The organism is Massilia sp. ZL223 (assembly GCF_018119395.1).
Classification (GTDB): domain Bacteria; phylum Pseudomonadota; class Gammaproteobacteria; order Burkholderiales; family Burkholderiaceae_D; genus Telluria.
Genome location: NZ_JAGPWD010000034.1, coordinates 36,312 through 61,509 on the forward strand (window position 1 = coordinate 36,312; position 25,198 = coordinate 61,509).

Genomic DNA, 25,198 nt, shown 5'->3' on the forward strand with positions numbered 1-25,198 from the left:
CGGGAGCCCGCCGGGTTCCCGCGAAGCGCCCCGCCCCAACCAAGGAGAACACCATGTCGTCCATCGCAATCCAAGACCTGGCGCACAGCGCCGCCCTCGACCACCACGCCATGTCGTCCGTCCGCGGCGGCCATGCCTTCGGCAAGGACGTCAACGTCAATGTCAACGTGAACCAGCAGATCGGCCAGTTCCAGCAAATCGGCATCAATGTCCTGAACAACAACGGCGTGATCGGCGCCGGCTTCAAGGGCCCCGATATCGATGTGGCCGCATCATTGTGGGCGGAGAACAAGGCGGTCTTCTGAGCAGACCCCGCCTGGATCACCTTCCTCCATCCCAGCAATGGGATGGACCCCGTTAACCTTCAAGGCCCCAAAGCGCACTAGCCTCGTCCACCTCTTGCGAAACCGTTCAGCCGCATACTGAACGGTTTTTTTTCGCTTGTTTCACACCGGCTTTGGTGTTGGGCGGCGCCAAACAGCATGGCGCTACGTGTTTGGGCGGCGCCATCAGCCCCTCGTGCGCCATCGCCACCATTTTCCTCTGCCTCCTGGCCGGATCCTATAAAACTCTTTTGCATTCAATGACTTGCGTTCGCGACGAGCGCGTGACGCGGACCTGGCACGCAATCTGCTCAATGTCTATCGAGCGCCAACCAAAATGCTCGCCAAACACCACTCACTACTTAGGAGAAATCAGCATGAAAACCTTGACCATCACCGACCTGGCCCGCACCGAAGACTTGGACCGCAACACCATGAACGCCGTGCGCGGCGGCTGGAAAATGGGCATGCCCAGCTACCAATATGGCGACGTGTTCTACGCCCCGAGCAAGGACTCTTCGATCACCGCCTCCCAGAACCTGGGCCAGGTGCAAGAAGTGATGACCGCCACCGCCAACGGCTCGGCCTTCGTCGGCGGCGTGCACGTCAACAGCAATGTCGACCAGCACGGTGAAAACCTGATCGTCCGCCGCTGATTTCCCCACACATCAATTACGCACACACACCATTAAGGAGCACGACCATGAAAACCCTGATCATCGCCGACCTGGCCCGTACCGAACAACTCGACCGCAGCGCCATGAGCGCCGTGCGCGGCGGCTTCCGGATGTTCTCGCCGCAATACAAGCTGGGCGACCTGACCTATGCGCCGAACGTCGACTCGTCGATCACCGCCACCCAGAACCTGTTCCAGGACCAGAGCGTCCTGACCGCCACCGCCAACGACTCGGCCTTCGTCAAGGGCGTGCACGTGAACAGCCACGTGGACCAGAACGGCCAGAACAAGATCATCGGCTAAGCATCGCCGCCGCTGCGCGGTGCTTCAATCCACCGCGCAGCGTCCCGCCATCATTCATTCAGGAGAACACCATGTCGTCCATCGCAATCCAAGACCTGGCGCACAGCGCCCCCCTCGACCACCAGGCCATGTCGTCCGTCCGGGGCGGCCATGCCTTCGGCAAGGACGTGAACGTCAATGTCAACGTGAACCAGCAGATCGGCCAGTTCCAGCAAATCGGCATCAACGTGCTCAACAATAATGGCGTGATCGGCGCCGGCTTCAAGGGCCCGGACATCGACCTGGACGCTTCGCTGTGGGCCCGCAACCAGGCCGTGTTCTAAGCCAGACACCCTCATCCCCATCCATTCATTCAGGAGCAGCACATGAAAACCTTGATCATCAGCGACCTCTCGCGCAACGAACACCTGGACCGTCCGACCCTTGCCGCCGTGCGCGGCGGCTGGAAGATGGGTTCGCCTTCCTACCAGTTGGGCGACCTGGTATACGCACCGCGCCACGACTCCTCGATCACCGCGGTCCAGAACCTGGGCCAGGCGCAGGAAGTCCTGACCGCCACCGCCAACGGTTCGGCCTTCGTGGGCGGCGTGCACGTGAACAGCCACGTGTCGCAAGACGGCGAAAACAAGATCGTCCAGCGCTGAGCGCAAAAAAGGCCCGGACGACCGCGCATTCTTGGTCTACACTGGGGAGACAGGCCTCCTGTCTCCTTCCCTTTCACGGAGATGCACCATGGCTAGCATTACCATCAAGGACCTTCCCGTCAGCACGCCGCTGGATCGCGAAGCGATGTCGGCCATTCGCGGCGCCGGCGCTCCCTGGGTATTTGGCTGGATCAGGCCTTTCGTGGACCGCTTGCCTTCCCAGGCCCCGGTCATCAACTTCTACCAGATCAACAATTTCGCCGACCAGATGATCAACCAGTTCCAGACGGTGTCGGTGATCAATTCCGGCGCGGGCGCCACGCTCGATGTCGTCGTGGATGAAAGCAGCGTGAACAACGCGCTGCGCTAGACCCGGAGGAAAGGAAAACCGGCGATGCGATGAGCTGCGACAGCGCCTTCCACTGGACCTCTGCCGCGCGCACGGACGTCGGCCCGGTCCGCAGCCGCAACGAGGATGCCTACCTCGTCCAGCCCGAGCGCGGACTGTGGGCTGTCGCGGACGGCATGGGCGGACACGCTTTCGGCGACCTGGCCAGCCGCGCCGTCGTGGATGCGCTCGCCGCCTTGCCCCCTCCCCTCGACCTGGCGGATTTCATCGCCTCCGCCCGCGCCGGCCTGAGCCATGTGAACCAGGCGTTGCGCAGCAGCGCGCTCGAACGCCACGTCCCCGTCATCGGCAGCACCGTGGTCGCCCTGCTCGCTTGCGGGCGGGACACGGCCAGCCTGTGGGCGGGAGACAGCCGCATCTACCTGTACCGCCAGGGCCGCCTGCAGCAGCTGACCCGCGACCACAGCCAGGCCGAGGAGCTCAGGGCGCGCGGCGCGGATGCCGCCGCCGCCGCGGTCGGCTCCAACATGATCACGCGCGCGATCGGCGCCTCCGACACGATCGAGTTCGATGTCGCCCCGCTGGCGGTGCGCGACGGGGACGTGTTCCTCCTCTGTAGCGATGGCCTCAGCAACCCTGTCGACGAGCAATCCATCGCGACAGTCCTGGCGAATGCCGACTGCGAGCGCGCGGCCCAGGAGCTGATCGCGATGGCGCTGGCCAGTGGGGGCCGCGACAACGTCACTGCCGTGGTAGTGCACGCAGAAGATCTGTCGGCCGACCGGACGATGATCAACCCTGCCTTATGATCTATCCTTCAGAAGACATAGGCGAACTAAACCCTATAGAACACTATAGAGTTCGGCGGACGAGGAAAGTATTATAAATGTGGATTTGCGAAGGAGCAATTCGTTGCAAGATATATTCTGGAGTCAGCACATGAATAACTAAACAAGGGAGCTGATATGTGGATATCCTTTCTGATAGACGCTGTAGGGATTGGGCCGGTAAGTGTAGGTGGACTAACAGTCGTCACTAAACCCGATTTCGACAGTGATGAGGGTGAGGCATATTACAATTTCTTAAACATAGGAAATCAGATTTATGTCGTCTCAAAGTTTAGGACAATGTTTACCTATGTCTCGGGCGATGTTTCCAAACGACTTCAGACATTGGATAAGGTTAAGTGTAAATTTTGCCTCAAAGAAACGATTGGGTTGGCGGCCAAGGCCGACATTTCGTTCACGCTATATAGCGGGGATGAGGAAATCAAACCACCTCTGATTGACCAGGCCATACAATGTTTTGGTGTCTCTGTTCCTTTTGAGATGACAGGACATCTTCAAAAAACGCAAAAAGTAATAGCTCTCTAATCAGGACTGGGACTGTGCCCCTCAGTATCCGCCAGCAGATCCGTGCAGCGGCGAGGGAAGTAACGCTAAATCAAACAAATAAAAATATATAGACAGTTGCGAATTCAATGTCGGTGGTCGAGCGCTGGAACTGCACCGAGCTTTGGAAGCGGTTGGAACCGCTGTTGCTACAGCATTTTCTTTTCACGGCCAAGCTGAATGCAACATCACATTTATTTAAAACAAATCAAGATTCCTTGCGAAAATCCTTCGAGTGCAGGCCGTGCTTCTTCAGCAGGATCTGCAGGTGCGAGCGGTTCATGTCCCAGCGCCGGGCGAGCTCCGCTACCGTGCCTCCTACCTCCTGCAGGCCGCGCTCCAAGCAATCGCGTTCCGCGTCGTCGCTGGCGGCGCGTTTCGCCTCGGCCAGCGAGATCCCGGCCGCGGGCGCGCCTGGCGCCGCGCCTGGGCGGGCCGCAGTGGGACGGATGTCCTCGGGCAGGTGCGCCAGGTCGGCCGTCTCCCCGGCCAGACAGGACAAGCGGTAGAGCAGATTGCGCAGTTCACGAATGTTGCCCGGATACGAATAGCGCAGCAGGAAGCTGCGCAGGCGCGGCGTCAGCGCCACCGGCCGCCGCTTGAGCGCCTCGGCCGCTTCGTCGCCGTAATAGGCGATCAGCAAGGGAATCTCGTCCTTGCGGTCGCGCAGCGGCGGCAGGGTCACGTGGATCACGCTTAGCCGGTAGAACAGGTCTTCGCGGAAGCTCCCCTGCTCGATCAGCTTTCGCAGGTTCTTGTTGGTGGCCGCCACGATGCGCGCATCGACGGCGATGGTCTCGTCCGAGCCGACGCGCTGGATTTCGTGCGATTGCAGCACCCGCAGCAGCTTGACCTGTCCCGGCAGCGGCAGCTCGCCGATCTCGTCCAGGAAGATCGTGCCCTTGTGGGCGCTTTCGAACTTGCCCTTGCGGTCGTTGGCGGCGCCGGTGAAGGCGCCCTTCTTGTGGCCGAACAGTTCCGATTCGAGCAGGCTGTCGGGGATCGCGCCGCAATTGACGGAGATATACGGCTTGTCGGCGCGCGAACCATTGGCGTGGATCACCTTGGCCATCAGCTCTTTGCCGGTCCCGCTTTCGCCGTCCACCAGCACCGGCAGGTCGGTGGGGGCGGCTTTCTCGGCAATCTCGAGCGCGTCGAGCAGCTTGGGATTGTCGCCGAAGGTGCCCTCGAACACGAAGCTGCGCGCCAGCAGCGCCTGGCGGCGTTCGCCGGTGGACAATTCGGCCGGCGCCTCGGCCGCTTCGCCGTCCGCCGTCCCTTTGCTGACGGCCTGCACGAAGCGCTCCTTGTGCGAGAGCTGCATGACCTCGTCGCGCAAGGTATTGGCCTGGCGCAGCAGCTTTTCGATATCGGGGCGTTCGATCCGGGTCGCCCAGCGCAAGGTCGAGCGCATGATCTCGATCTTTTCCAGCAGGCCGGCATACGACATCGCCGATCCGCGCTCCCCTCCCGGGTTGAACAGTTTCATGCCGCACCCAGCTGCTTCTGCACCAGCTCGTAGTACATGCCGCGCCGCGCCAGGAGCTCTTCGTGGCGGCCCTGCTCGACGACCTTCCCTTCGTAGAGCACCACGATCTTGTCGGCACGCATGATGGTGCTGAGGCGGTGGGCGATGATGACGGCCGTGCGGCCCGCCAGGATCGCCTCCATGTTCGCCATGATATTGCTTTCGGACTGGGTGTCGAGGGCCGAGGTCGCTTCGTCAAAGACCAGCAGGCGCGGGTCGTGGTAGAGGGCGCGGGCGATGCACAGGCGCTGCACCTGGCCGCCGGACAGGCCCAGGCCGCGCTCCCCGACGACTTGCTCGTAGCCCAGCGGCATCTTGCTGATGAAGGCATGCGCGTCGGCCATCTTGGCGACTTCCTCGATGCGGCGCCGGTCCGGGCTCTCGTCGCCGCTGGCGATGTTTTCCGCAATGGTGCCGGAGAACAGCAGGTTGGTCTGCATCACATAGCCTACCTGGGCGCGGTAGTAGTCCTTGTCGATCACGGCCATGTCGTAGCCGTCCACGAAGAGCTTGCCCTCGCTGGGCGGGTAAAAGCCCACCAGCAGCTTGGCCAGGGTGGTCTTGCCGGAGCCGCTGCGCCCGACGATGGCCACCAGCTCGCCCGGCTTGATGTCGATGCTGATGTCTTCGAGCACATAGGGCGCGTCGTCGGCGCCGTAGCGGAAATACATGCGATCGAGCTTGAGCTCGCCCTGCAGGTCGGGGAGGACCACGCGCGAGCCGAGGTCGGCCGGTTTCTGCTCGGGCTCGATGTCGAGCACGTCGCCCAGGCGCTCCATGGCGACGGTGGCGTCCGCCATGCGGCTCCACAGCCCGACCAGGCCCATCAGCGGCCCCAGCACGCTGGCCATCAGGGCGTTGAAGGCCATCAGCTGGCCGATGGTGAGTTCGCGGCTCAGCACCAGGGTGGCGCCGACCCACAGGATCACGATGGTGGTGGCGGCGTTGAGCAGCTGGCTCGCCAGGCCGACCAGGATGTTGAAGGACTGGGCGCGGTACTGCGTCTCCAGCGCCTTGACGTATTTCTTCTCCCACTTCAGGCGCACCGGGCGCTCGCTGCCCATGCCCTTGATGGTCTCGATGCCGCCCAGCGCTTCCATCAGGAAGGACTGGGCATCGGTGGAGGCGGCGAAGACTTCGCGCGCGTACTCCTTGACCCGCGGCGTGGCCACGACGGTCAGGGCGATGATGGGAATGACGAAGGCGATCAGGAGCAGGGTCAGCTTTACGTTGTAGAAGAACAGGATCGTGAAGTAGATGAAGACCATCAGGAGGTTGAGCAGGGTCGTCACCGTCGATTCGGTGAGGAAGGCGCGGATGGTCTGGTTCTCGGAAAAGCGCGCCAGGATATCGCCCGTCTTGCGCTTGGCAAAGAAGGAGTACGGCAAGGACATCGTGTGCTTGAAGAACTGCGCCATCATCGAGAAGTCGAGGTTGCGCACCATGTAGTTGGACAGGTAGGCGCGCACCGTCGTCATGATCTGGCTGAAGGCGGTGGCGATCACCAGGCCCAGGATCAGCAGGTGCAGCAGTCCGATGTTCTGGTGCACCAGCACCCCGTCCAGGATGTTCTGGATGATGATGGGCGGGACGATGCCCAGCATCTGGATCACGAAGGTGGCCAGGAAGAGCTGCAGCAGGATCTTCCGGAACGGCTGCAGGTAGCCGACGAAGCGCAGCCAGGGCGAGCGCGCCGCCTCCATGTGGACCATTTGCTGGCCCGGCGTGAACACCAGGCAGGTGCCGCTCCAGCCGCGCTCGAACTCCTCGACGCTCATCTTGCGGAAGCCTACGGCCGGGTCCGCCACCCATACCTGCTCCCGCGACACGCCGTAGACCACCACGTAGTGGTAGCCCTCCCAGTGCACGATGAAAGGGAGCTCGAAGCCGAGCAGCGCGTCGTAGGTGCATTGCACGCCGCGGGTGCCGAAGCCGAGGGCCTCGCCGGCCCGGGCCAGGCTGTCCAGGGTCGCGCCTTGCGCGGTGACGTTGGCCAGTTCGCGCAGTTTACCCAGCGTCATGTTGATGCCGTAGTGGCGGCACAGCATCGCCAGGCAGGCCGCGCCGCAGTCCATTTCCTCGGCCTGCTCGACCCAGGCAAAGCGCTTGATCACTTTCTCGCCGGACTTGGGTTGAGAAGCCAGGTCGAGCACGACGGGACGCTTGCGGCGTTCGGCCAGCTTCTTCTGGCGATGCAGTTCGCGCTCGAAGAAACGGACGCGGTCCTCGATCACCTCGCGGAAACGGGCGTTGCGTTCGAGGATGAAATGGGCGGACTTTTCCGGGATCACCAGCAGGGTTGCCTCGGACGCGGCCACCACCGAGGCGGGCTGTTCCTGGCGCATCAGGCAAGCCTTTTCGCCGAAGATCTCGCCCGGCCCCAGGGTCGCGAGGACATACTCGTCGTTGGCGTCCTGGACCACGACGCGCACCTCGCCCTGGCGCACCACGTAGAGGCGGCGCTCGTCGCGCGCGCCCTGCTTGAGGATTTCCTTGCCGGCGGCGACGCGCTTGACGCCGACGCTGTGCACGAACTCGTCGAGCTCCGGCTTGCTGACCTTGCCGCGCAGATCGAACAGGCGCGCGACCAGCCCGCCGGCCGAGCTGACGGCCACCGCCTTGTTGATGAAGTCGAGGGCGGGAGGATCGCGCGCGACCACCGGCTCGATCGCCGCGCGCGGGATGAACCACAGCTCGGTCTTCAGGGCGGCGCGCGCCGACATCTCGTGGCGGCTGCTGCGCAGCATGGCGATCTCGGCGAAGACCTCGCCCGCCTTGCGCACCCCCATGCTGATTTCCTTGCCGTGCTCTTCGGTGAACACGCGCACCGAGCCGGACTTGATGATGTACAGCCCGTCGGCCGGGTCGCCGGCCTTGCAGATGGTGTCGCCGAAGGCATAGGACCGCGTCTGGATCGCGGCGGCAAGCTGCTCCAGCTCCTCAGGCTTGAAGACGGAGAGGATCTCCACCGTCGACAGGAACTCCGCGGAGGATTGCTGTTGGGGCGCAATGGATTCCATGTTTGTGCCTGCCGGGAGTCCCCGTCAATTGCGTGGTGCGCCTGGCCGGCGGGACGTGCAGCGCCCGGCCGGTTCAGCGCGTGGAACAAGCCTCGATAATGTGCTCCTGCGCCCTTGCCACCAGCCACTCCTCACGCAGCAGGCGGCGCACTTCGACCGCGGTGTCCTCGTCCAGGGCCGCGGGGTGTTTTGCGTTGACCATATAGATTTCGTACAGTTCCCGATCCTGCGAGGGAAACGGCCCCAGCAGTTCGCCGGGGGCGGCGTTGAACACGCGCGCTTCGATGTGGGCCGGGAGGGAGCCGCGCAAGACCTTGCCGATCACGCCGCCGTTCTCGCGCCCGTCGCCGACGCCATACTCGCGCACCATCTCCGCGAAGCTGTCGGGGTCTTCTTCCAGCACCGACATCATCTCCTTGGCCTTGCCCTCGGAGTCGACCACGATGTGGCTGACTTCGACGCTGTCGAACTTCGGAGAGTTCAGCTTGAAATACTGCTCGACGGCCTGCTCGCTGCACACCTGCGCCATCATGCGCTCGTGGTACAGGCCTTCGGTGATGAAGTCCTCGAACTCGTCCAGGCTGACGCCAAGGGCGTCGAGGTAATTGTTCATGTCGGCCGCACGGTGCAGCCCCTGGATGCGGCGGAACTGGTCGGCGCGCTCCTGGATGTCGTCCGGCGCCAGGGCCAGCCCCGCCTTCTTTGCGGCGCGCACGGTCAGCTTCTCGCGCACCAGCTGTTCGACGAGGCCTTCGAACTGGCCGGTGAGTTTCAATGTCCTGATGAAGTAGTCGGTATCGATCACTTCATCGTCGATACGCACGATTCCTGCCATGACGTCTCCTCGAGGTCCTCGCGTCGCACGGAAAGACAGCCGGGATCGCTCGACGCTTGCCCCGGGCGCGAACCCGCATGGCCAAGCAGCGACCTACAGCGTCACCTTTCAGTTTTAGCAGCTCGATCGGCGAAATACAATGCCGCCGCTGCCCGCGCGTGGAAATTGTTGATATGCCGGTGGGAAGCCTGCGGCGAAGCGCCGGCTTCCCTGTTGTGTGGATGCTTGCGGGCCAACTCAGACGACCCGGACGCCGATGTCGCCCTTGAAGATTGCCATCTGCAGCTGGAAGTCGTCGACCACGCCGCCGGGGCGGCCGTCGACCAGGACGGAAATGGCGCGTCCGCCTTGAACCAGCTTCATTTCCTTGCGCGACAGCGAACGGACGGCGCCGCGCCGATCGCATTCCGTGATGACGAGATCCTTGATAACCAGGGTTTCCATGATAGTGCTCCTCGATGTAGTTGGATGGGGGCGAGCTTGTGGTCAATGCTCGCCAGGAGCGATGCATGGAATGTGCCAGGGCGGGTCTGCGCTGGACGGCTGCTTGCCGTCGGGAGCGCGTCCTTTTCCGGCGGATGCGAATGGCCCCTGGCTGTTGGGCCGGAACCGACAGCGCAGCTTCAGGGTGTTGTTTCCGGCCCGACGTCCCAGGCGGGTTCGGGCATTTACGGCTGAGCGCCCGCGCTCTCGAAAGATCCCCTTTTTCATTCTGCCGCGCCGTCCGGCGCCTTGGGGCTGGCACGCCAAATGCTATAGGGAAGCCGTGGGCAAGCGAAACGCTCCGCACTTTTCCGAAACCAGCCATCGAAGGGGAACATCATGAACATCCACAAGCACATGGAAGCCATTTTCGTCGTCACGCTGGGCGTCCTCGGCGCCGGTAAATTCGCGCTCGACAGCCTGCCGGAAGCCAAGGCCAAGCCATCGGCGCCGGTAGCGCGAAACATTGCGACGGCGGGAACGATGGCGGTCGTCATCGTGCGTGCGCCGCGGCTGCCGCGCCATCCGTGAGGACGACGCGGAACGGCAGCGGGAGAGCTAGCAGGCGGCGGACCGATGTGAACAATTTTTCAACTGAATTCTTGCGGCTTGGACAAGGCCGTGTTAAGTTGAGATCCACGGTTCAACCAGCTCGCTTCGCTACTCCCGGACACGATGACGCTGCCGATCCCGCTCTCCCCCCCGCGTATGCACCGCTTGCCGGCGATGGTGGCGTTCGGGGCGACCGACGTCGGCCCCGTCCGCAGCAACAACGAAGACAATTTCCTGTTCGACGAGACGCTCGGCCTGGCCATGCTAGCCGACGGCATGGGCGGCCATGCAGCCGGTGAGCTGGCCAGTGCGGGAGTGTTGGTTGAAATGCGCGACTATCTCGCCCGGCATGCGCATGGCGTTCCCCTGATCGACGCGGACACTCGCCTGGCGCCCGATGCCGACAGCACCTGGTCTGATCCCGCAGCCGGCGCCAAGCGCCTCTTGCACGAGGCGGTGGCGCACGCCAACGCCCATCTGTATGCGCAGAACCGCGCGCGCAGGCATGCCGACGGCAGCGGCATGGGGGCCACGCTGACCGGATTCTGGCGCCCCACGGCCGAGGCCCCGCTGGTGGCCTTCCATGTCGGGGACAGCCGCCTGTACCGCATGCGCGACGGCGTCCTCGACCAGCTCACGCGCGACCAGACCCTGTACCAGCAGGCGCTCGAATCGGGAATCTTCGAGCAGCTACCGGCGCGCAACCTGCTGTTGCAGGCGGTCGGACCGGCGCCGTCGATCACGGCCGAAGTACGCTCGCATCCCGTCCGCGAAGGCGACGTCCTGATGCTATGCAGCGACGGCCTGCACGGCAGCGTGCCGACCGCTGAGCTTGGACGCGTCCTGGAACAGGTGCGCGCCGACAGCCTCGGTCACGATTGCGCCCGCCTGATCGGCATGGCCAAGGCCAACGGCGGACGCGACAACATCACCGTGCTGCTGGCCCTGTGCCTGCCGCACCGCGAGTCTCCCTAGCCCGCTCCCAGGCATTGCACCGACGACGGCTTGGCCTTCCCCTTGCCATCCATGTCGAAGCGGATTCCCCACTTCCATTCGTCGTCGCCGTCCGCATGCGCGAGCCATAGTTCGCAGCGCTGCAGGCCCCCATGAGGATGGCAGGAGGTGCTGATGCTGTTGGCGTCCGAGCGCATGTGCGCCAGGAACCCGGCCAGGTAATCCCCGACGGTACGCGCGGGCTTGAGCGGCGCCGCATCCCGGCAGGTCTTGTGCACGCCCAGGGAGACGTCGCGCAACTGGAGGGCGGAACGAATGATCCGGTAAGTGGTGGCGTCGGCATCGGTACGGCTGTCCTGCGACGCCGGGCCGAAAGCTGCCGCGGCCGGCGCGCCGCCGGCGACCGCCAGGAAAACCGCCGCCGGCGCGAGATATTTGAGCGAGAAAGCCATGTTCTTCAATGTCAGCGCCCGCAGTTGAGCGAGCTTGGGAAGGAGTTCTTCGGGAAGGTGCCGAAATAGAGCTCGTTGATCTGCTTCGCGTAATGCTTGCGGAAATCATCTGGCGTCGCCGTCACCACCATGTCTTTTCCGTTGCTATAGTGCCAGATCTCACCGCCGAGCCCAATACCGACGTGCTTCCTCGGAACGTTCTGGAATGACCTGGGTTGAAAGCGGACCGGATTATTCTTTGCGCATACAAAGACGAAGACGCCCGATGCCAGCTGACCAGCGCTCGCGTCCTTGTAGAAGCCCACTTCCTCGCAGGCCGCAAAGAGTTCATGGACGCGGATACACACGCCGATCCTCCCTGCGGCCTTGGTCGCCGACATGCCTCGGCAGGTGATGCTGCCCGCCGCGACATTCAGCACGTGCGACACGAAATGCGCGCAGTGATTCAAGTCCTCGTCCGCGTAGCCATGAGGACAGATGTCCCGCATGTTCAGGTGCAGATAGCTGTTCAAGAGCTGGCTGGTCAAGTGCTGACCAGTATTGCAAGCAAGTGTAACCATGATTGTCCCTCCCCAGTGATCGATTGGACTGCGTTCGCTCCACGCCCGCCATGCTTACGGATACGCCACCGGACACCAGCCATGCCCGCGCCAGCGGCCATCCAGGAAGGCCAGGAACGCATCCGGCGCCGGCAAGCCCTCGCATATGGCGAGCGCAGGCGGCAAGTGCGCGGCGCCATCGGTCCACCAGGCGCTGCGTCGCTGCATTCCTGAGCCTCCGAGTTCATTCACCGCCGCGGTGTCGCTCCAGGCCTGCAGCGAGGCGCGCTGCCGGGCGCGCGGTGCGCCGGGGACGTGCACCGCCAGCCGCAATCCGTCTTCCAGGCCAACCAGGCCGCATCCCTCGTCCAGCGAAGCCAGGGCCAACTCCTCGAGGCTTGCGAACCAGGCATCGTGCCTGTCCAGGCAGTCGTCCAGCGAGGGCGGGCGCGCCATGCCTGCCGCCAGCAGCAGCGGAAAGCAGCGCCCGACCCGGTCGTGGCTCGGCATCAGGACGCCGGCCCAGGCTTGCGGCCCGCACACGCCGGCGGACACGACGAAGCGCCACAGCGGGCCGTTCAGCCACGCCGGCATCCACTGCGCACCGAGCGACTGCTTGCCGTGCAGGAGCGCTTCCTGCAGCCAGCGGTCGAAGCAGTCTCGTACCGCAGGCGGCAGCCCGCGTCCGATGAAATCGCCGTGGCTGGGCAGCTTGCCGAAAAAGCCGGGTGCGGATGCGGGGCACTCCATCGCAGGTCTCTTACCAGCCCGAAGGACAGCGGAATCCTTCGAGCGTCTCGCGCCGGAACGGATTCACGACGCTGCTCGCCGTCAGCCGATAGCTGACCCGGCGTCCGTCCAGGTCGAAAGCCAGCAGGTAGCGCTCGGGCTGGGCGCCGGCCTGCAGGCTGCCTTTGTCGATCATGCGGAACCAGGCCCACGGCCCTTCGCTGCGCAGGTCGGTGCGCAGCGGAGGCGTGGTCTCGAACTGCACCAGGCCTCCTCCCCTGCCGGATGGCAGCGTGACCGGTACCGGCCGCACCGGGGCGCCCGGGCTGCTCACCACCTGCTGCCCGTCGATCTCGAGGACGACTTTCGACCAGGCGGGATCGGCCGCCTCGGGCGTCAGCTCGAAGCGCAGCGACGGCTGGCGCGCCCCGGCCGCGAAGAACATGTCGCGGACCTTGGCCGCCCGCTGGAACTGGTCGAGCACGTCCTGGGGAATGCCGGACGGCGCCTCGCCGGTGTTCCGCCAGCGCCAGCGAGCTCCCGACATGTCCACTTGCGCGGCCAGGTTCTTGCTGAAGAAGTCGTCCATCAGGCCGCCGGGCCCGAAGAATTTCCCGAAATCGTCCGGCGTCGCGTCGCGCCCGGCGCCGCGCACCAGGGGATAGCGCCCGGCGATGGCATCGCGGCAGAAGCGCGCCGCTTCGGCGGCCCACAGCGCCCGGATGCGCGCACGCTCGCTCCCCAGGGTGAGGCTGGAACCCGCGTTGTCGATGGTCTGCAGCATCTCGCCGAGCGGCGCCGGCGTCCCTTCGGCGGCGCGCTTGATCTTCTGCAGCGTTTCTCCGGCCGGCGCCGGCGTCCCGGCGCGGCGCGCCTGGTCGGCGGCGTCGAAGAATTGCGAGGCCTCCTTCATCAGGGCCAGCTGGGCGTCCAGCGGTCCGGGGGCGTCTGGACTGCCGACCAGTTTGTGCAAGGGCGCGAAATGCCGGTCCACCGGGTTATCGGACTCGGCGGCCGGTGGCGGCGCCTCCTCGGCGCCGAGGACCGCTTCCAGCTTCTTGCGCGCCTCAGACAGCTTGTTGCGCACCGCAGTATCCAGCGCCACGGCCGGCCTGGCGGCCGCGCCTTCGAGCCTGGTCTCGCGCGCGGCCGCCGCCAGGAAGGCTTTCAGCGGAGAGTCGGCCGCGGACAGCGCATTGGTGATGCGTGCGCCCTGGTCGAGGCTGGAGAAAGGCGCGATCCGCACGTCGCCCAGCAACCCGTCCCAGGCGCGGATATAGTCCGCATAGTACAGGCGCAGGACGGCCTCGTTCATTTGCGCGCCATTCAGGGCGGCGGCATCCTCGGCCTCGCGGCGGTCGAGCACCCAGCTGTCCTTGGCGATATCGGACAGCGCGCCGGGCGCCTGCTTCAGCAGTTCGCGGTAGCCGGCCACGCTGAAAAGGCCGGCCACGCCGCGCGTCAGCGGCTCCCCGCTCTTGCGCGCCAGCAGCGCCGACACATCGCGTCCGGCGGCGCGGTTGACGCTGGTCTCGGGCAGCCTGGCCTGGGCCACCTTCCGTTTTAACCGGTTGTACACGCGCTCCGGCAAGGGCATCATGGCCAGGGTTGCGCGCACCGAAGCAACCAGGGCGGCGTCCAGCGCCGGCGGAGCGGCCGCGGCGCCACCCGGATCGAGCAAGGCGGCGACATGCGCGGCCAGCTCGTCGCGCTGCGCGGCGCTGGCCTGAGGCAGGCTGCGGCGCCAGTCGAGATCGAGCCAGGCCTGCACCGATTCCGGCTCCAGGCGCCGCGGATCGCCCAGCATCAGGTACACGCGCAGGGTCTCGTAGAGCTGTTCCTGGTTATTGGCATCCCCGCGCCTCAGCACTTCTTCGAGCCTGGCCATGACAGGCGGCAGCAAGGCCGAGCGCAGCAGCCGCTGGTAGGCCAGCTGGGCGCCCGCGCCCAGCTTGTCGCTCTGGTTCAGTCCGAAGCGCTCCAGCAGGGGCGTCCCTTCCTCGCGCTGTGCATAGCCGCCCGGCAGCGTGCGCGCGGCATTCAGCATCGGCAGCGTATCGAGCAGGTTCGCGTCGGCGCGCACGCCCGCCACCATGCGGGCCAGCGCATCGGTGCGGGCGTCGGCTTCCTCCACGGTGCGCTGGTTGCGCAGGTAGCTGGTGGCCAGCGCGGTGCCAAACAGCGCGGCCGCCAGCGCCGCCGCGCCGGCGGCCGCCCAGCGCAACTGGCGCCGGCGCCGCTCGACTACCGGGTCGAGCCCGGCCAGGCCGGCCTCCTTGAAGATCAGGTCGCGCAGCAGGCTGGTGATGAAATAGCTGCGCCCGCTCACCGCATTCGGCGGCAAGACCTTGCGGTCCAGGCCGAAGCTTGCGGCCAGGGCGCCCATGACCCTGTCGATCGGATTGCCTTCCTGCGTGCCGCTGGTGAAATAGACGCCGCGCAGCTGTGCGGCCTGCTCATAGCGCGTCGACGCGAACACGGCCTCGAGGAAGCCCCTCAGCACTTCGCCCAGTGCCCCGAACTGCTGCGGGAAGCGGTACAGCAGCGCGCGCCGCTGCAGGTCGCGCTCCTCCTGCAGGCGCCCCAGGACGCGCGCCTGCAGCCTTTGCTCGAGTTCGAGGAAACGGGCCGGGAAGGCAGCCAGCGCCGCATCCGCCGGGCTGGCTGCGAAGCTCATGCCCCACACCTGGGCGCGCTCTTCTTTCCCCAGGTTGTCGAAGAACTCCATGAAACCGGCCAGCAAGTCGCATTTGGTCACCGTCACATAGATCGGAAAGCTGCTTCCCAGGCGCTCGTGCAATTCCTTGATGCGGGCGCGGATCGCCGCCGCCTGGGCCTGGCGCGCCGCCGGCCCCTGCTGCAACAGGTCCGCCACGCTCAACGCCACGATGATCCCGTTAATGGGGCGGCGCGGCCGGTGCTTCTTGAGCAGGCCGAGAAAGCCATGCCACCCGGCCTGGTCGGCTTCCGCGTCGCTGTCCTGGGTCGTATAGCGTCCGGCCGTATCGAGCAGCACGGCGTCGTCGGTGAACCACCAGTCGCAGTGACGGGTACCGCCGACCCCGCCGATCGCACCGGGCCCCATGGCCTCGGCCAGCGGGAAACGCAGGCCGGAGTGCAGCAGGCTGGTGGTCTTGCCGCTTCCCGGGGCGCCGACGAACATGTACCAGGGGAGCTGGTACAGGTATTGCCTGCCCCAGCTGCGCTTGCCGGGCGCCGCCTTGCGCAGGAAGTCCAGCGCCTGCCGCATGCGCTGCTGGAGCACGGCCTGCTCCTGCAGGGCCGCCGGTGCAGCAGCGGCGGCGCCCGGCGCCGGCGCGCTGGCCGCCGCCAGCCCGGCCATCAGGCGCCGGTTGGCCAGGTGCACAGCCAGCGCCTTCCAGCCATACCAGCCGGCCCAGGCGCCGAACATCAGGGCGACCATGATCCAGCGCACCCTCGCGGACGCGAACGGCTCCTTGCCATCGAAGGCCAGCAGCGGCGCCTCGAACCAGAACACCAGCGCCAGCAGGCATACCCCGATGAAGCGCAGGACCGGACGCTTGGACAGCCAGGACAGCAGTCGTTTCATGATCTCCCGCAGAAGCGGCCGATGGGTGGATGAGGACGGACCGGTCGACGCATGCTATGGGGCCTCCGCGGGCGCCAGCGCCACTACGTCGACCCGGCGGTTGCGCGCGCGCCCGGCCGGGCTGTCGTTCGGCGCCAGCGGCTCGGCATCGCCGCGCGCCTCCACGCTGTAGCGCCCGGGGGGGCCGGCGCGCCCGGCCAGCACCGTCATCACGCTTTGCGCGCGTGCCTTGGACAAGTCGTAATTCGACGGAAAGCGGGCCGACAGCCCGGGCCGGGTATTGTCGGTGTGCCCGATCACGACGACCCTGCCCGGCAGGGTGGCCAGCGCGTCGCCTATCCGTTCGAGCAAGCCGAGCCTGGCCTCATCGAGTTCGGCGCTGCCTGGTGCGAACATCCCTTCACCGCGCAGGGTGATCGTGGTGCGGCCGGCGGTCTCGGCAACCGTGACCATGCCCTGGGCCACTTCCGGCGCCAGGAAGCCGGCGACCCTCGACGGCTGGGCCGGGGCCGGGGCCGCCGGGCCGGCCGCCGCCGGCGCCGAGACGGCGGCCTGGCGCAGCGCCGACAGCTTGGCGAACACCGGGTCCGAGGCCCGGTTGAGCGCGGTCGAGGCCACCAGCTGCGCCGCCAGCAGCAGAGCGCAAGCCACCGCCGCGAACACCCAGACCGGCGTGCTGCTTAGCGGCGACGCCGCCGGGGCAGGCGCCCCGCGCCAGTGCGGCGACAGGTCGGTCTCGACCGGGCCACGGTGCTGGCGGATCAGCTGCAGCAGGCGCTCGCGCAGGATCGCCAGCTGGGCATGGCCCTGCTCGGCCACCCGGAAGCGCCCTTCCAGGCCGAGCGCCAGGCACAGGTACATCAGTTCGAGCAGGTCAAGATGGCGTGCCGGTTCCTGGCTCAGGCGCTGCAGCACCAGGAAGAATTTCTCGCCGCCGAAGGCCTCGTTGTGGAACGCCACCAGCAGGCTGCGCGATCCCCATACCCCGCTGCCCCAGGCGGTGCCTGCGATCGCCTCGTCGAGCAGCGTACATAGGGCATAGCGGGCGACCGCGACCGATTCGGACGGCACGCCGGCATCGCGCGCCTCGCGCTCGAAGTTACGCACCGCGTGGGCCAGCCGCTCGCGCAGCTGGTTGAGCTCAGGCGGCTGTGAGGTGGTGCGCAGCGGAACCACCAGGTCCAGAAGCGGATTGGCGGCCCGCACCAGGGGATTCAAGCCGCTGCCCGGCAGGACCGCGTGCGTCGGGCCCGCCCCGTCCAGCGGCGCAGCCGGCGCATCCGCCGGCCCGGCGGCGGAAGGCGCCGCGCGCCGGCCGCCGGGATTGAGCACCAGCATGGTGGCTTCCGGATCCGGTTGCGGCCGGGATGGATCCTGTGGGTTCATGGCGGCCTACCTCCTGATGGCCCAGAACAGCATTTGCAGGCCGGGAAAGTCCCCGGCGACGTGCATCGCGAAACCGGCCGACTGGTGCAGATGCTGGAAGTACTCGCTTCCGCTGTCGAGCTCGAAGTAGGTGTAGCCGGCGAAGAAAGGCAGCTGGCGCGGCGCCACCGCCAGCGGCCGCAGGCCGATGCCGGGTAGCTGCAGGTTGACCAGGTCGCGGATCTTCTCCACCGAACCGATCTTGACCTGGGCCGGGAAGGCCCCGCGCAGCACCTCCGGCGGCATGTGGGCGTTCACCGCCAGCACGAAGGTGGCCGCGCGCAGCAGCTCGCGGTCCGGCACCACGGCCACGCGGATCCCGAACTGGCGCTCGTCGAGCGGGATCGGGACCGCCTGGTTGTCCATCGGGGCCGACAAGGCGCGGCGCAGGTCGGCGATGACCGGGGCGAAGCTCTCCGCCAGCTGGTCGTGCCGGTAGACGGGATAGGCGGCGGCGCGCTTGCCGGGATCGGTGAAGGTAGCCAGCTCGCCGGCCAGGGCGACCAGCGCCTGGTACAGCGTTTCCGGGTGCACCCCGCCGGCGCCCGCCAGGTGAGCCATCAGCGGTTCGGTTCGGTTCAGCAGCTGCAGCATCAGGAAGTCGCTCATCTCTCCCGCACCCAGGGCGCCCGGCTGGGACAAGCGCGCTCCCAGCAGGTCGCCGCGCTGGTGCAGCAGTCCGACCAGCTCGTCGGCAAAGGACGCCAGCCGCGGCGCAGCCTGGAAATCCAGGCAGGGAGCGCAGTATTCAAGGTCGAGCACCAGACGGTTATCGGCGCGCCGCTCGACGACACGGGCCACGCCCAGCGTGGCGTAGGCATGTGCGACCTCGGAGGCCAGGGCCAGGCGCAGGCGCAGCTTGCCCACCTGTAGCAAGGCGCTGTTGTCGAGCCCATTGCTGTCCCAGACTTCGTAATCCGTGCTACGGTGGCGCGCGAAATTCTCGGCCCCCTCCCCGCCCGTCACCTCGGCTACGCCATGGCGCCGCAAGGGCAGCGCCAGCACCACCGCCACATTGCGCGCCTCCGCCGGCACGTCGAGCGGCAGCGGCAGATCGTCGTCGGCCGGCAGCGCGAACGGCGTCCCGTCCGGCAGGACCCCGCTGCATGCACTCAGGGCCAGCTTGCCGAGGCCGAGCTGGTGTTCGTCGACCTTCAGCTCCGAAAAGCCCCAGCCGTACGGACGCAAGGCCGCCACGCGGCTCTCCAGCTGGCTTTGCCAGTAGCGGTCGTGCTGCTGCAGGTGTTGTGGCTGCAGCAGCATGCCTTCCGACCAGACCACCTTGTTCTTCCACGCCATATTGCCCTTTCCGTCATGGTTGATGCCGCCTCAGGACCTGGCGCTGCGCAGGCGCGCCACCTGTTCCTCATAGGCTTCCGAAAACTTTTCCCCGTACAATCGCTGCAGGTCGGCGTCGGCATCGCGCGCGATCTGGGCATACAGTTCCACCATGCCGTCCCACAGCTTCGCCTTGCGCTTCGACGACAGCATCTTGTCCATCACGGTGGGCACGGCCAGGCGCGCCTCGATCGCCGCCGGGTCGAACTGGCGCAGGACGGCGCCCAGCGCCGCCCGCATCCCGGCAATGACGGCCAGCTCGTGGGCGCGGAGGTCGTCGAACGCGCCCGCCATCGCCTCGACCGGCGCCATGTAGCCGGATAGCGAACCGCCCAGCAGCTGGCGCAGCGCCCCCTCGGCGTGGGGGAAGAACTTGAGCGGGTTGTTCTCGCGCACCCCGAGCATCGTCATCTCGATCCGGCTCTCCCTCTTGGTGAGCGCGCGCGCCATCAGGACATCGATCGTCCCCGCCGTCGCCTCGCGCAGCATCGCGCCGACGATCTCGGCCACCTCCACGGCGGGCCGCTGGAGCTTGAGGTCGGGCAGCCCCAGACCGCGCAGCAGCGCGGCCATGACGGCGTCGTCCGCCGCCTCGAGCCGGGACACGGCCGCCGGCGCCGCCGGGGGCGATTCGGGCGCCGGCACGGCAAGCGGCACGGGGGCTGGCGGCGCCTGGACCGGCGGCGCGGGAGGCGCGCGGAAGTCGGCGAGCGGATCGTAATCCTCCGGTATCGCAAAGGCGCCCATCGCCAGCGCAGGCGCGGCCGCGGGGACAGGCGACTGCGGCTGGGCCGGGGCGAACTGCGCGAACGGCGCGCTGCGCGACAAGGCCGCCCGCTCGGGCGGCACATGGTCGCTCTCGGCAGCCCTTCCCGGCCCCGCCGGAGCCGGGGTGAACATATTGAGTCCGAGCGGATCGCTTCCGCCGGCCAGCTCACCGGGGGCGATGTCGAGCAGCCCCGCGTCGGCGAGCGGATCGCGCATCGGTGGCGCGCAAGGCCGGGCAGCTGCCGCCGGCGTCGCCGGTTCGAGCGGCGGAAGCTGGCGCGGCGCCGGCTCCGTCGGCGGCTCGAACAAAGGCAGCGCGGCATTGTTCGCGGGCGCCGGCGCCAGGGCCGGCGCCGGGCGCTCCGCCTCCACCACGGCCTGCAGCAGATAGTCGCCGATCAGGAGCCGGTCGCCGTGCGCCAGCGACACATGCGCGCCCTTGCCGAGCGGGCGGTCGTTGACCATGCTCGGGTTGCTGCCGAGGTCCTCGAGGACGAACTCTCCGTCCCGCACGAACACGCGCGCGTGCACGCGCGAGATATACTTGCTTGGATCGTCCAGCACCAGGGCGTTCTCGGGCGAGCGGCCGATATTGCCGCCTTCCGCGCCAAAGCGCACCGGCGGAGCCGGCGGCACCGGCTGGTGCCGGTAGGTCAGGATTCGCAGGGTCAGTGGCATCGTTCGCTCGTCTCGTTCGGCCTGCTCTTCAGTTGATCTGCACCAGCGCGCCGTCGATGGTCACCAGCGCCCCCGCGTGGAGCTTGGCGTTGGCGTCGGCGGCGATCTCGATCTCGGGCGCCTTGATGGTGATCTTGGCCGCCTCGATCTTGATGCTGCTGGCGCCCACCCGCAATTCGATCGAGGTGCCCGCCTCGACCACGATGGTGCTGCCGACCTTGACCTCCTGCTTGCCGTCGATCGCCACCGACTGGTCGTGGCCGACCTCGAGCGCGTCGTCGTGCTTCACCACCCGCAGGAAGTCGCGTTCGGCGTGCATGAACACCTCCTCGCCGCCTTTCTTGTCCTCGAAGCGCAGTTCGTTGAAGCCGTCGCCGCCCTTGGAGGAGCGGCTCTTGACGGTCGACCTGGTCTGGCTCGCCGGCAAGGCATAGGGCGGCATGGCGTCCGAGTTGTACAGGCAGCCGGTGACCAGCGGCCGGTCGGGGTCCCCCTCGAGGAAGCTGACGATCACTTCCATGCCGATGCGCGGCAGCGCCATCGCTCCCCAGCCCTTTCCGGCCCAGCCCTGGGCCACACGCACCCAGCACGAGCTGTTCTCGTCACCCTTTCCCTGGCGGTCCCAATGGAACTGCACCTTGATCCGGCCGTACTGGTCGGTCCAGATTTCCTCGCCCGCCTTGCCGACCACGATCGCCGTCTGGGGCCCCTGCACCACCGGCCTGGCCACGCTGGCAGGTGGCCGGTAAGGGTGTTCCTTGCCGATCGCGCCAATCCGGCAGCGGAAGGCGAAGCCACCCGCGCCGCTCGCATAGTCGTTGCCGGTCACCTCGTAGCGAGCGGAGGTCACAAGGTATTCGCGGTTCTGGTCGTCGCGTGGATGGTCGGCGAGGGTGAACATCCCGCCCGGATACAGGCCGCGCGCATCGGTCAGGGCGACGGCCTGCTCGCACTGTCCGTGCAGGCGCTCGATACGGGCGCGCGCCAGCGCATTGCCGGCGCCTGCGGCGCTGTAGTTCCCGGGGTAGTCGAACACCTCGTAGGGCGCCTGCTCGAAACCGGCCGCCACGTTCGCCGAGGCCAGCAAGCCGCCGCTCAGGCAGTTCGAGGCCTTCTCGAAATCGAAATCGTTCAGCACCACCTTGCTGCTCGCGATCTCGCCGCCCACCGTCCAGGACGAGACGCTTTCCTCGCTCCAGGCTCCGGCGCGCACCGCATGGCCGAACTTGAGTCCGCCGTAGCCCGGGATGGACAGGTGGGCCGCGTAGGAGTCGGCCAGCACCATCGTGTGCTTGTCCGCTTCGTGGGTAAAATAAAAATAGATGCCGGCTCCCTCCAGCAGCCGGCAGACGAAATCGAAGTCGGTCTCGCGGTACTGCACGCAGTAAGCCAGGGGCGGATACTCGCCGCCGAGCGCGGATGCCGACAGGGACACCACGCCGCCATAGGCCTGGCACACCTGCTTGACGATATCGGGCACCGCCAGGTCCTGGAAGATGCGGCAGTCGGCCGAGCGCGTGAGCAGCCACAGCCAGGGATGCAGGGTCGCCTCGTAGCTGGCGAACTCGCCCTGCCAGCCGGTGCTGCGAAAGCGCGTGACGATCCCGTTGAAGTAGCGCAGGCCGCCCTCCTCGTCGGTGGCCAGCGTCACCGTCATCGGCTTGCCGAGGACGTCCGCGACCCGCACGGCGCCGTCGCTGGACAGCAGGTGCACCGTGAACGCCGACAGGCGTCCGAGTCCTTCCTCGCCACTCATGCCGGCGAACAGCAGGACGTCGTCCGGCAGCGCGCTGCTGACGCGCGCCTCGCGGTTCAGTTGAATGGCATCCATGGCTTGTCCTGGATTGAACTCACGGAATCATGGTCCTCGCGGTGCCCGGTGTGACGAAGCCGATCACGCCGCCCCAGTTGCACATGCAGGTCGATATGTTGTCCAGCGCCGGGATGTGGGCGATCTGCACGGTCGGCGCACCGCTGGCCCAGGGCGTACTCGTGGCGGGGACGCAGGGCATGGGTGTCAGCGCACCTTGGGCCGCCGCCGTGGCCGACGCGACGCTGGGATTGGCCAGCGAGCTGCACAGGCCGAAGGGCGTGATGTTTACCATCGAAATATGGTCCATGATGGTCGCCGCCGGCGGCCCCTCGCACATCACCTTGTTCTTTGGCTGCACCACCAGGGCCGCCGGCGCAGCGCCGAAGCTGCAGCGCATCAGCGCTCCCATCGAGACTTGATTTGGCATGGCCCGCCTCCCTCCTCATTTCGCCGCGCAGGCCTGGTGGGCCTGGTAGCCGGACAGGATCAGCTGCGCCACGCTGCCGGCGAGCAGGATGGCGCCGATGCCGGTGCCGGCGGCGGGCACCACCATGGCCGTGGTCAGTCCCGCGGCGGCCAGGTCGGCCATGGCAGCGATGCACTTGGCCTTCTTGTCGTCGTTACCGGCAAGGCTCAGCGCGAGCGAGGTCTTCTTCGCGAAGGCTGCACCGACCGCGACCATCGCCCCACCCGGTCCCTTGCCGGCGACCGAGACCAGTCCCGCGCTGACGACCAGGATCTGCGCCGCCGTCACGCCCACCACCAGGCCTTGCGATCCGGAGGCCTTGCCCGCCAGCTTGCCGGTGGCCAGCGTCTTGTTGGCGATACCGATCACCATATCGGCCGGCTTGCCGGAAGCGAGCTTGATCGTATTGTTGAAATTCGCGAGCAGGAACGCGAACAGGTCGGGATTCTTCAGCACCGCCCTGGTATTCGGGGTATTCGCGGACTGCAGCCCCGCCGCCAGGATCTCCTGGGAATTGCTGGTGTCGCTCATCGTTTCTCTCCACCCTGTTTTGGATATTGTCCCTGTTGGCCGCCCGTCGGTTCCCTAGCTGAACTCGTAGGCGAAGGCTGCGCCGTCGGTGCCGACCCTGACGCCCCTGATCGCGCGGCCTTCCATCATGCGCGTCAGGAACTCGCGGCTGATGTCCGGCAGCATGGTGTTGGTCAGGATCGCATCGATCATCCGCCCCCCGGATTCGCTCTCGGTACAGCGCGACACCACCAGCCCGACCACATCGTCGCCGTAGGCGAACGGGATCTTGTAGCGGGCCTCGACACGCTTGCGGATGCGCTCCAGTTGCAGCCTCACGATCCTGCCCAGCATCTGGTCCGACAGCGGATAGTAGGGAATCGTCACCAGCCGCCCGAGCAGCGCCGGCGGAAACACCTTGAGGAGGGGTTCGCGCAGCGCCTTGGCCATGCCTTCCGGGTCGGGCATCAGGTCCGGATCCGCGCACAGGCTGGCGATCAGCTCCGTGCCCGCATTGGTGGTCAGGATGATCAGGGTGTTCTTGAAGTCGATGAAGCGCCCTTCCCCGTCCTCCATGAAGCCCTTGTCGAACACCTGGTAGAAGATCTCGTGCACGTCCGGGTGGGCCTTCTCGACTTCGTCGAGCAGCACCACCGAATACGGCTTGCGGCGCACGGCCTCGGTCAGCACCCCGCCTTCGCCATAGCCGACGTAGCCCGGCGGCGCGCCCTTGAGCGTGGACACGGTGTGCGCTTCCTGGTATTCGCTCATGTTAATCGTGATCAGGTTTTGCTCGCCGCCGTACAGCGCCTCGGCCAGGGCCAGCGCCGTTTCGGTCTTGCCCACGCCGGAGGTGCCGGCCAGCAGGAACACCCCGACCGGCTTGCCTGGATTGTCCAGCCCCGCGCGCGAGGTCTGGATCCGCTTGGCGATCATCTCCATCGCGTGGTCCTGGCCAATGACCCGCTCCCCCAGCGTGGCGCCGATGCGCATGATGGTGTCCATCTCGTTCTTCGCCATCCGTCCGACCGGGATCCCGGTCCAGTCGCCGACCACCGCCGCCACCGCCTGGTAGTCGACGGTCGGCAGGATCAGTGGCGCCTCGCCCTGCAGTTCGCCCAGGCTGGCCTGCACCTGGCGCAGCTGCGCCATCAGTTCGCCGCGCTTGTCGCCCGGCGCCGCGGCCTCGTCTTCCACCGCCTGGCCGCCGGAGCGCAGCGCGGCGCGCAAGGCCAGCAACTGGTCGACCAGCGCGCGCTCTGCGTTCCAGCGTTCCTCCAGCGACGCCAGCCGGCTGCGTTCGGCCCCAAGCCGTTCCTCGACGTCGCCGGCGCGCTGTCCGGTCTCGATCCCGATCGCGCCCTCGCGGGCGATGATCGCCAGCTCGGTGTCGAGCGCTTCGATGCGCTTGCGGCTGTCATCGACCTCGGGCGGGGTGGCGTGCAGGCTCACCGCCACGCGGGCGCAGGCGGTGTCGAGCAGGCTGACCGATTTGTCGGGCAGCTGGCGCGCCGGAATGTAGCGGTGGCTCAGCCTGACCGCCGCCTCCAGCGCCTCGTCGAGGATCTGGACCTTGTGGTGCGCCTCCATGGTCGACGCCACGCCGCGCATCATCAGGATCGCGCGTTCCTCGTCCGGCTCGTCCACCTGGATGCTCTGGAAGCGGCGGGTCAGCGCCGGGTCTTTCTCGATATGCTTCTTGTACTCGGCGAAGGTGGTCGCGCCGATCGTCCGCAAGCTCCCCCGCGCCAAGGCCGGCTTCAGCAAATTGGCGGCGTCCCCGGTGCCGGGGGGGCCCCCCCCGCCCCCCCCGGGGGGGGGGGGGGGGGGGGGCGGGGGGGCCCGGCGGGG

The 25,198-nt window shown here is 66.8% G+C and carries 24 protein-coding genes; 9 read left to right on the forward strand and 15 right to left on the reverse strand.

Annotated elements, in window-relative coordinates; genetic code table 11:
• Positions 1-53: 53 nt before the first annotated feature.
• From KBW95_RS18935 to KBW95_RS18965, 7 genes are all read left to right on the forward strand, one after another.
• Positions 54-305 (forward strand): hypothetical protein, encoded by a 252-nt coding sequence (locus tag KBW95_RS18935; protein ID WP_211529041.1) that lies wholly within the window; start codon positions 54-56, stop codon positions 303-305.
• Between the two features lie 395 nt (positions 306-700).
• Positions 701-979 (forward strand): hypothetical protein, encoded by a 279-nt coding sequence (locus KBW95_RS18940; protein ID WP_211529045.1) that lies wholly within the window; start codon positions 701-703, stop codon positions 977-979.
• A gap of 47 nt (positions 980-1,026) precedes the next feature.
• Positions 1,027-1,302: a hypothetical protein gene (locus tag KBW95_RS18945; RefSeq protein WP_211529046.1), complete on the forward strand. Its 276-nt coding sequence runs from the start codon at positions 1,027-1,029 to the stop codon at positions 1,300-1,302.
• A 71-nt stretch (positions 1,303-1,373) separates the two neighbouring features.
• A complete protein-coding gene (locus KBW95_RS18950; protein WP_211525054.1) occupies positions 1,374-1,625 on the forward strand; it encodes a hypothetical protein in 252 nt (83 codons plus the stop codon).
• A 42-nt stretch (positions 1,626-1,667) separates the two neighbouring features.
• A complete protein-coding gene (locus KBW95_RS18955; protein WP_211525053.1) occupies positions 1,668-1,946 on the forward strand; it encodes a hypothetical protein in 279 nt (92 codons plus the stop codon).
• 88 nt (positions 1,947-2,034) lie between these two features.
• Positions 2,035-2,316: a hypothetical protein gene (locus tag KBW95_RS18960; protein ID WP_211525052.1), complete on the forward strand. Its 282-nt coding sequence runs from the start codon at positions 2,035-2,037 to the stop codon at positions 2,314-2,316.
• Positions 2,317-2,345: 29 nt separating this feature from the next.
• Complete coding sequence (locus KBW95_RS18965) at positions 2,346-3,104, forward strand: PP2C family serine/threonine-protein phosphatase (protein ID WP_211529047.1); 759 nt, start codon at positions 2,346-2,348, stop codon at positions 3,102-3,104.
• Positions 3,105-3,894: 790 nt separating this feature from the next.
• On the opposite strand, the gene KBW95_RS18970 is transcribed toward KBW95_RS18965, so the two are convergent.
• The 4 genes from KBW95_RS18970 to KBW95_RS18985 all read right to left on the reverse strand — a co-directional run bounded on the left by KBW95_RS18970 (position 3,895) and on the right by KBW95_RS18985 (position 9,513).
• A complete protein-coding gene (locus tag KBW95_RS18970) occupies positions 3,895-5,175 on the reverse strand; it encodes a sigma-54-dependent Fis family transcriptional regulator (protein WP_211529048.1) in 1,281 nt (426 codons plus the stop codon).
• A complete protein-coding gene (locus KBW95_RS18975) occupies positions 5,172-8,234 on the reverse strand; it encodes a peptidase domain-containing ABC transporter (protein WP_211529049.1) in 3,063 nt (1,020 codons plus the stop codon). The genes KBW95_RS18970 and KBW95_RS18975 overlap by 4 nt, the downstream gene beginning before the upstream one ends.
• A 73-nt stretch (positions 8,235-8,307) precedes the next feature.
• Entirely contained in the window at positions 8,308-9,069 is a 762-nt protein-coding gene (locus KBW95_RS18980) for a peptidylprolyl isomerase (RefSeq protein ID WP_211529050.1), read from the reverse strand.
• A gap of 237 nt (positions 9,070-9,306) precedes the next feature.
• Positions 9,307-9,513, reverse strand: a complete 207-nt coding sequence (locus KBW95_RS18985) for a hypothetical protein (RefSeq protein WP_211529051.1) — start codon at positions 9,511-9,513, stop codon at positions 9,307-9,309.
• 378 nt (positions 9,514-9,891) lie between these two features.
• Between KBW95_RS18985 and KBW95_RS18990 the strand changes: the two genes are divergently transcribed.
• Positions 9,892-10,083: a hypothetical protein gene (locus KBW95_RS18990; protein ID WP_211529052.1), complete on the forward strand. Its 192-nt coding sequence runs from the start codon at positions 9,892-9,894 to the stop codon at positions 10,081-10,083.
• 144 nt (positions 10,084-10,227) lie between these two features.
• On the forward strand, positions 10,228-11,079 hold the full coding sequence (locus KBW95_RS18995) for a PP2C family serine/threonine-protein phosphatase (protein WP_211529053.1): 852 nt from the start codon (positions 10,228-10,230) through the stop codon (positions 11,077-11,079).
• Here the strand turns inward: KBW95_RS18995 and KBW95_RS19000 are convergent.
• The 11 genes from KBW95_RS19000 to KBW95_RS19050 form a co-directional block, all read right to left on the reverse strand.
• On the reverse strand, positions 11,076-11,510 hold the full coding sequence (locus KBW95_RS19000; protein ID WP_211529054.1) for a hypothetical protein: 435 nt from the start codon (positions 11,508-11,510) through the stop codon (positions 11,076-11,078). The genes KBW95_RS18995 and KBW95_RS19000 overlap by 4 nt on opposite strands.
• Positions 11,511-11,521: 11 nt before the next feature.
• The gene (locus KBW95_RS19005; protein WP_211529055.1) at positions 11,522-12,037 is read right to left on the reverse strand and encodes a hypothetical protein; all 516 of its coding nucleotides are present in this window, start codon (positions 12,035-12,037) and stop codon (positions 11,522-11,524) included.
• Positions 12,038-12,124: 87 nt separating this feature from the next.
• Positions 12,125-12,799 carry a type VI secretion system-associated protein TagF gene (gene tagF, locus KBW95_RS19010; RefSeq protein ID WP_211529056.1) on the reverse strand — a complete coding sequence of 225 codons (675 nt, stop codon included), beginning with the start codon at positions 12,797-12,799 and terminating at the stop codon, positions 12,125-12,127.
• 10 nt (positions 12,800-12,809) lie between these two features.
• A complete protein-coding gene (gene tssM, locus KBW95_RS19015; protein WP_211529057.1) occupies positions 12,810-16,349 on the reverse strand; it encodes a type VI secretion system membrane subunit TssM in 3,540 nt (1,179 codons plus the stop codon).
• 54 nt (positions 16,350-16,403) lie between these two features.
• Entirely contained in the window at positions 16,404-17,735 is a 1,332-nt protein-coding gene (icmH, locus tag KBW95_RS19020) for a type IVB secretion system protein IcmH/DotU (RefSeq protein ID WP_211529058.1), read from the reverse strand.
• Between the two features lie 6 nt (positions 17,736-17,741).
• Positions 17,742-19,073 carry a type VI secretion system baseplate subunit TssK gene (gene tssK / locus KBW95_RS19025; protein WP_211529059.1) on the reverse strand — a complete coding sequence of 444 codons (1,332 nt, stop codon included), beginning with the start codon at positions 19,071-19,073 and terminating at the stop codon, positions 17,742-17,744.
• 30 nt (positions 19,074-19,103) lie between these two features.
• Positions 19,104-20,558, reverse strand: a complete 1,455-nt coding sequence (gene tagH / locus KBW95_RS19030; protein ID WP_211529060.1) for a type VI secretion system-associated FHA domain protein TagH — start codon at positions 20,556-20,558, stop codon at positions 19,104-19,106.
• A gap of 28 nt (positions 20,559-20,586) precedes the next feature.
• Positions 20,587-22,389, reverse strand: a complete 1,803-nt coding sequence (tssI, locus tag KBW95_RS19035; protein WP_211529061.1) for a type VI secretion system tip protein TssI/VgrG — start codon at positions 22,387-22,389, stop codon at positions 20,587-20,589.
• A gap of 19 nt (positions 22,390-22,408) precedes the next feature.
• Entirely contained in the window at positions 22,409-22,798 is a 390-nt protein-coding gene (locus KBW95_RS19040) for a DUF4280 domain-containing protein (protein ID WP_211529062.1), read from the reverse strand.
• A 15-nt stretch (positions 22,799-22,813) separates the two neighbouring features.
• Positions 22,814-23,368 (reverse strand): hypothetical protein, encoded by a 555-nt coding sequence (locus KBW95_RS19045; protein WP_211529063.1) that lies wholly within the window; start codon positions 23,366-23,368, stop codon positions 22,814-22,816.
• 54 nt (positions 23,369-23,422) lie between these two features.
• Positions 23,423-25,198 (reverse strand): AAA family ATPase (locus tag KBW95_RS19050; protein ID WP_211529064.1); only part of this gene is annotated, 1,776 nt, incomplete at its 5' end.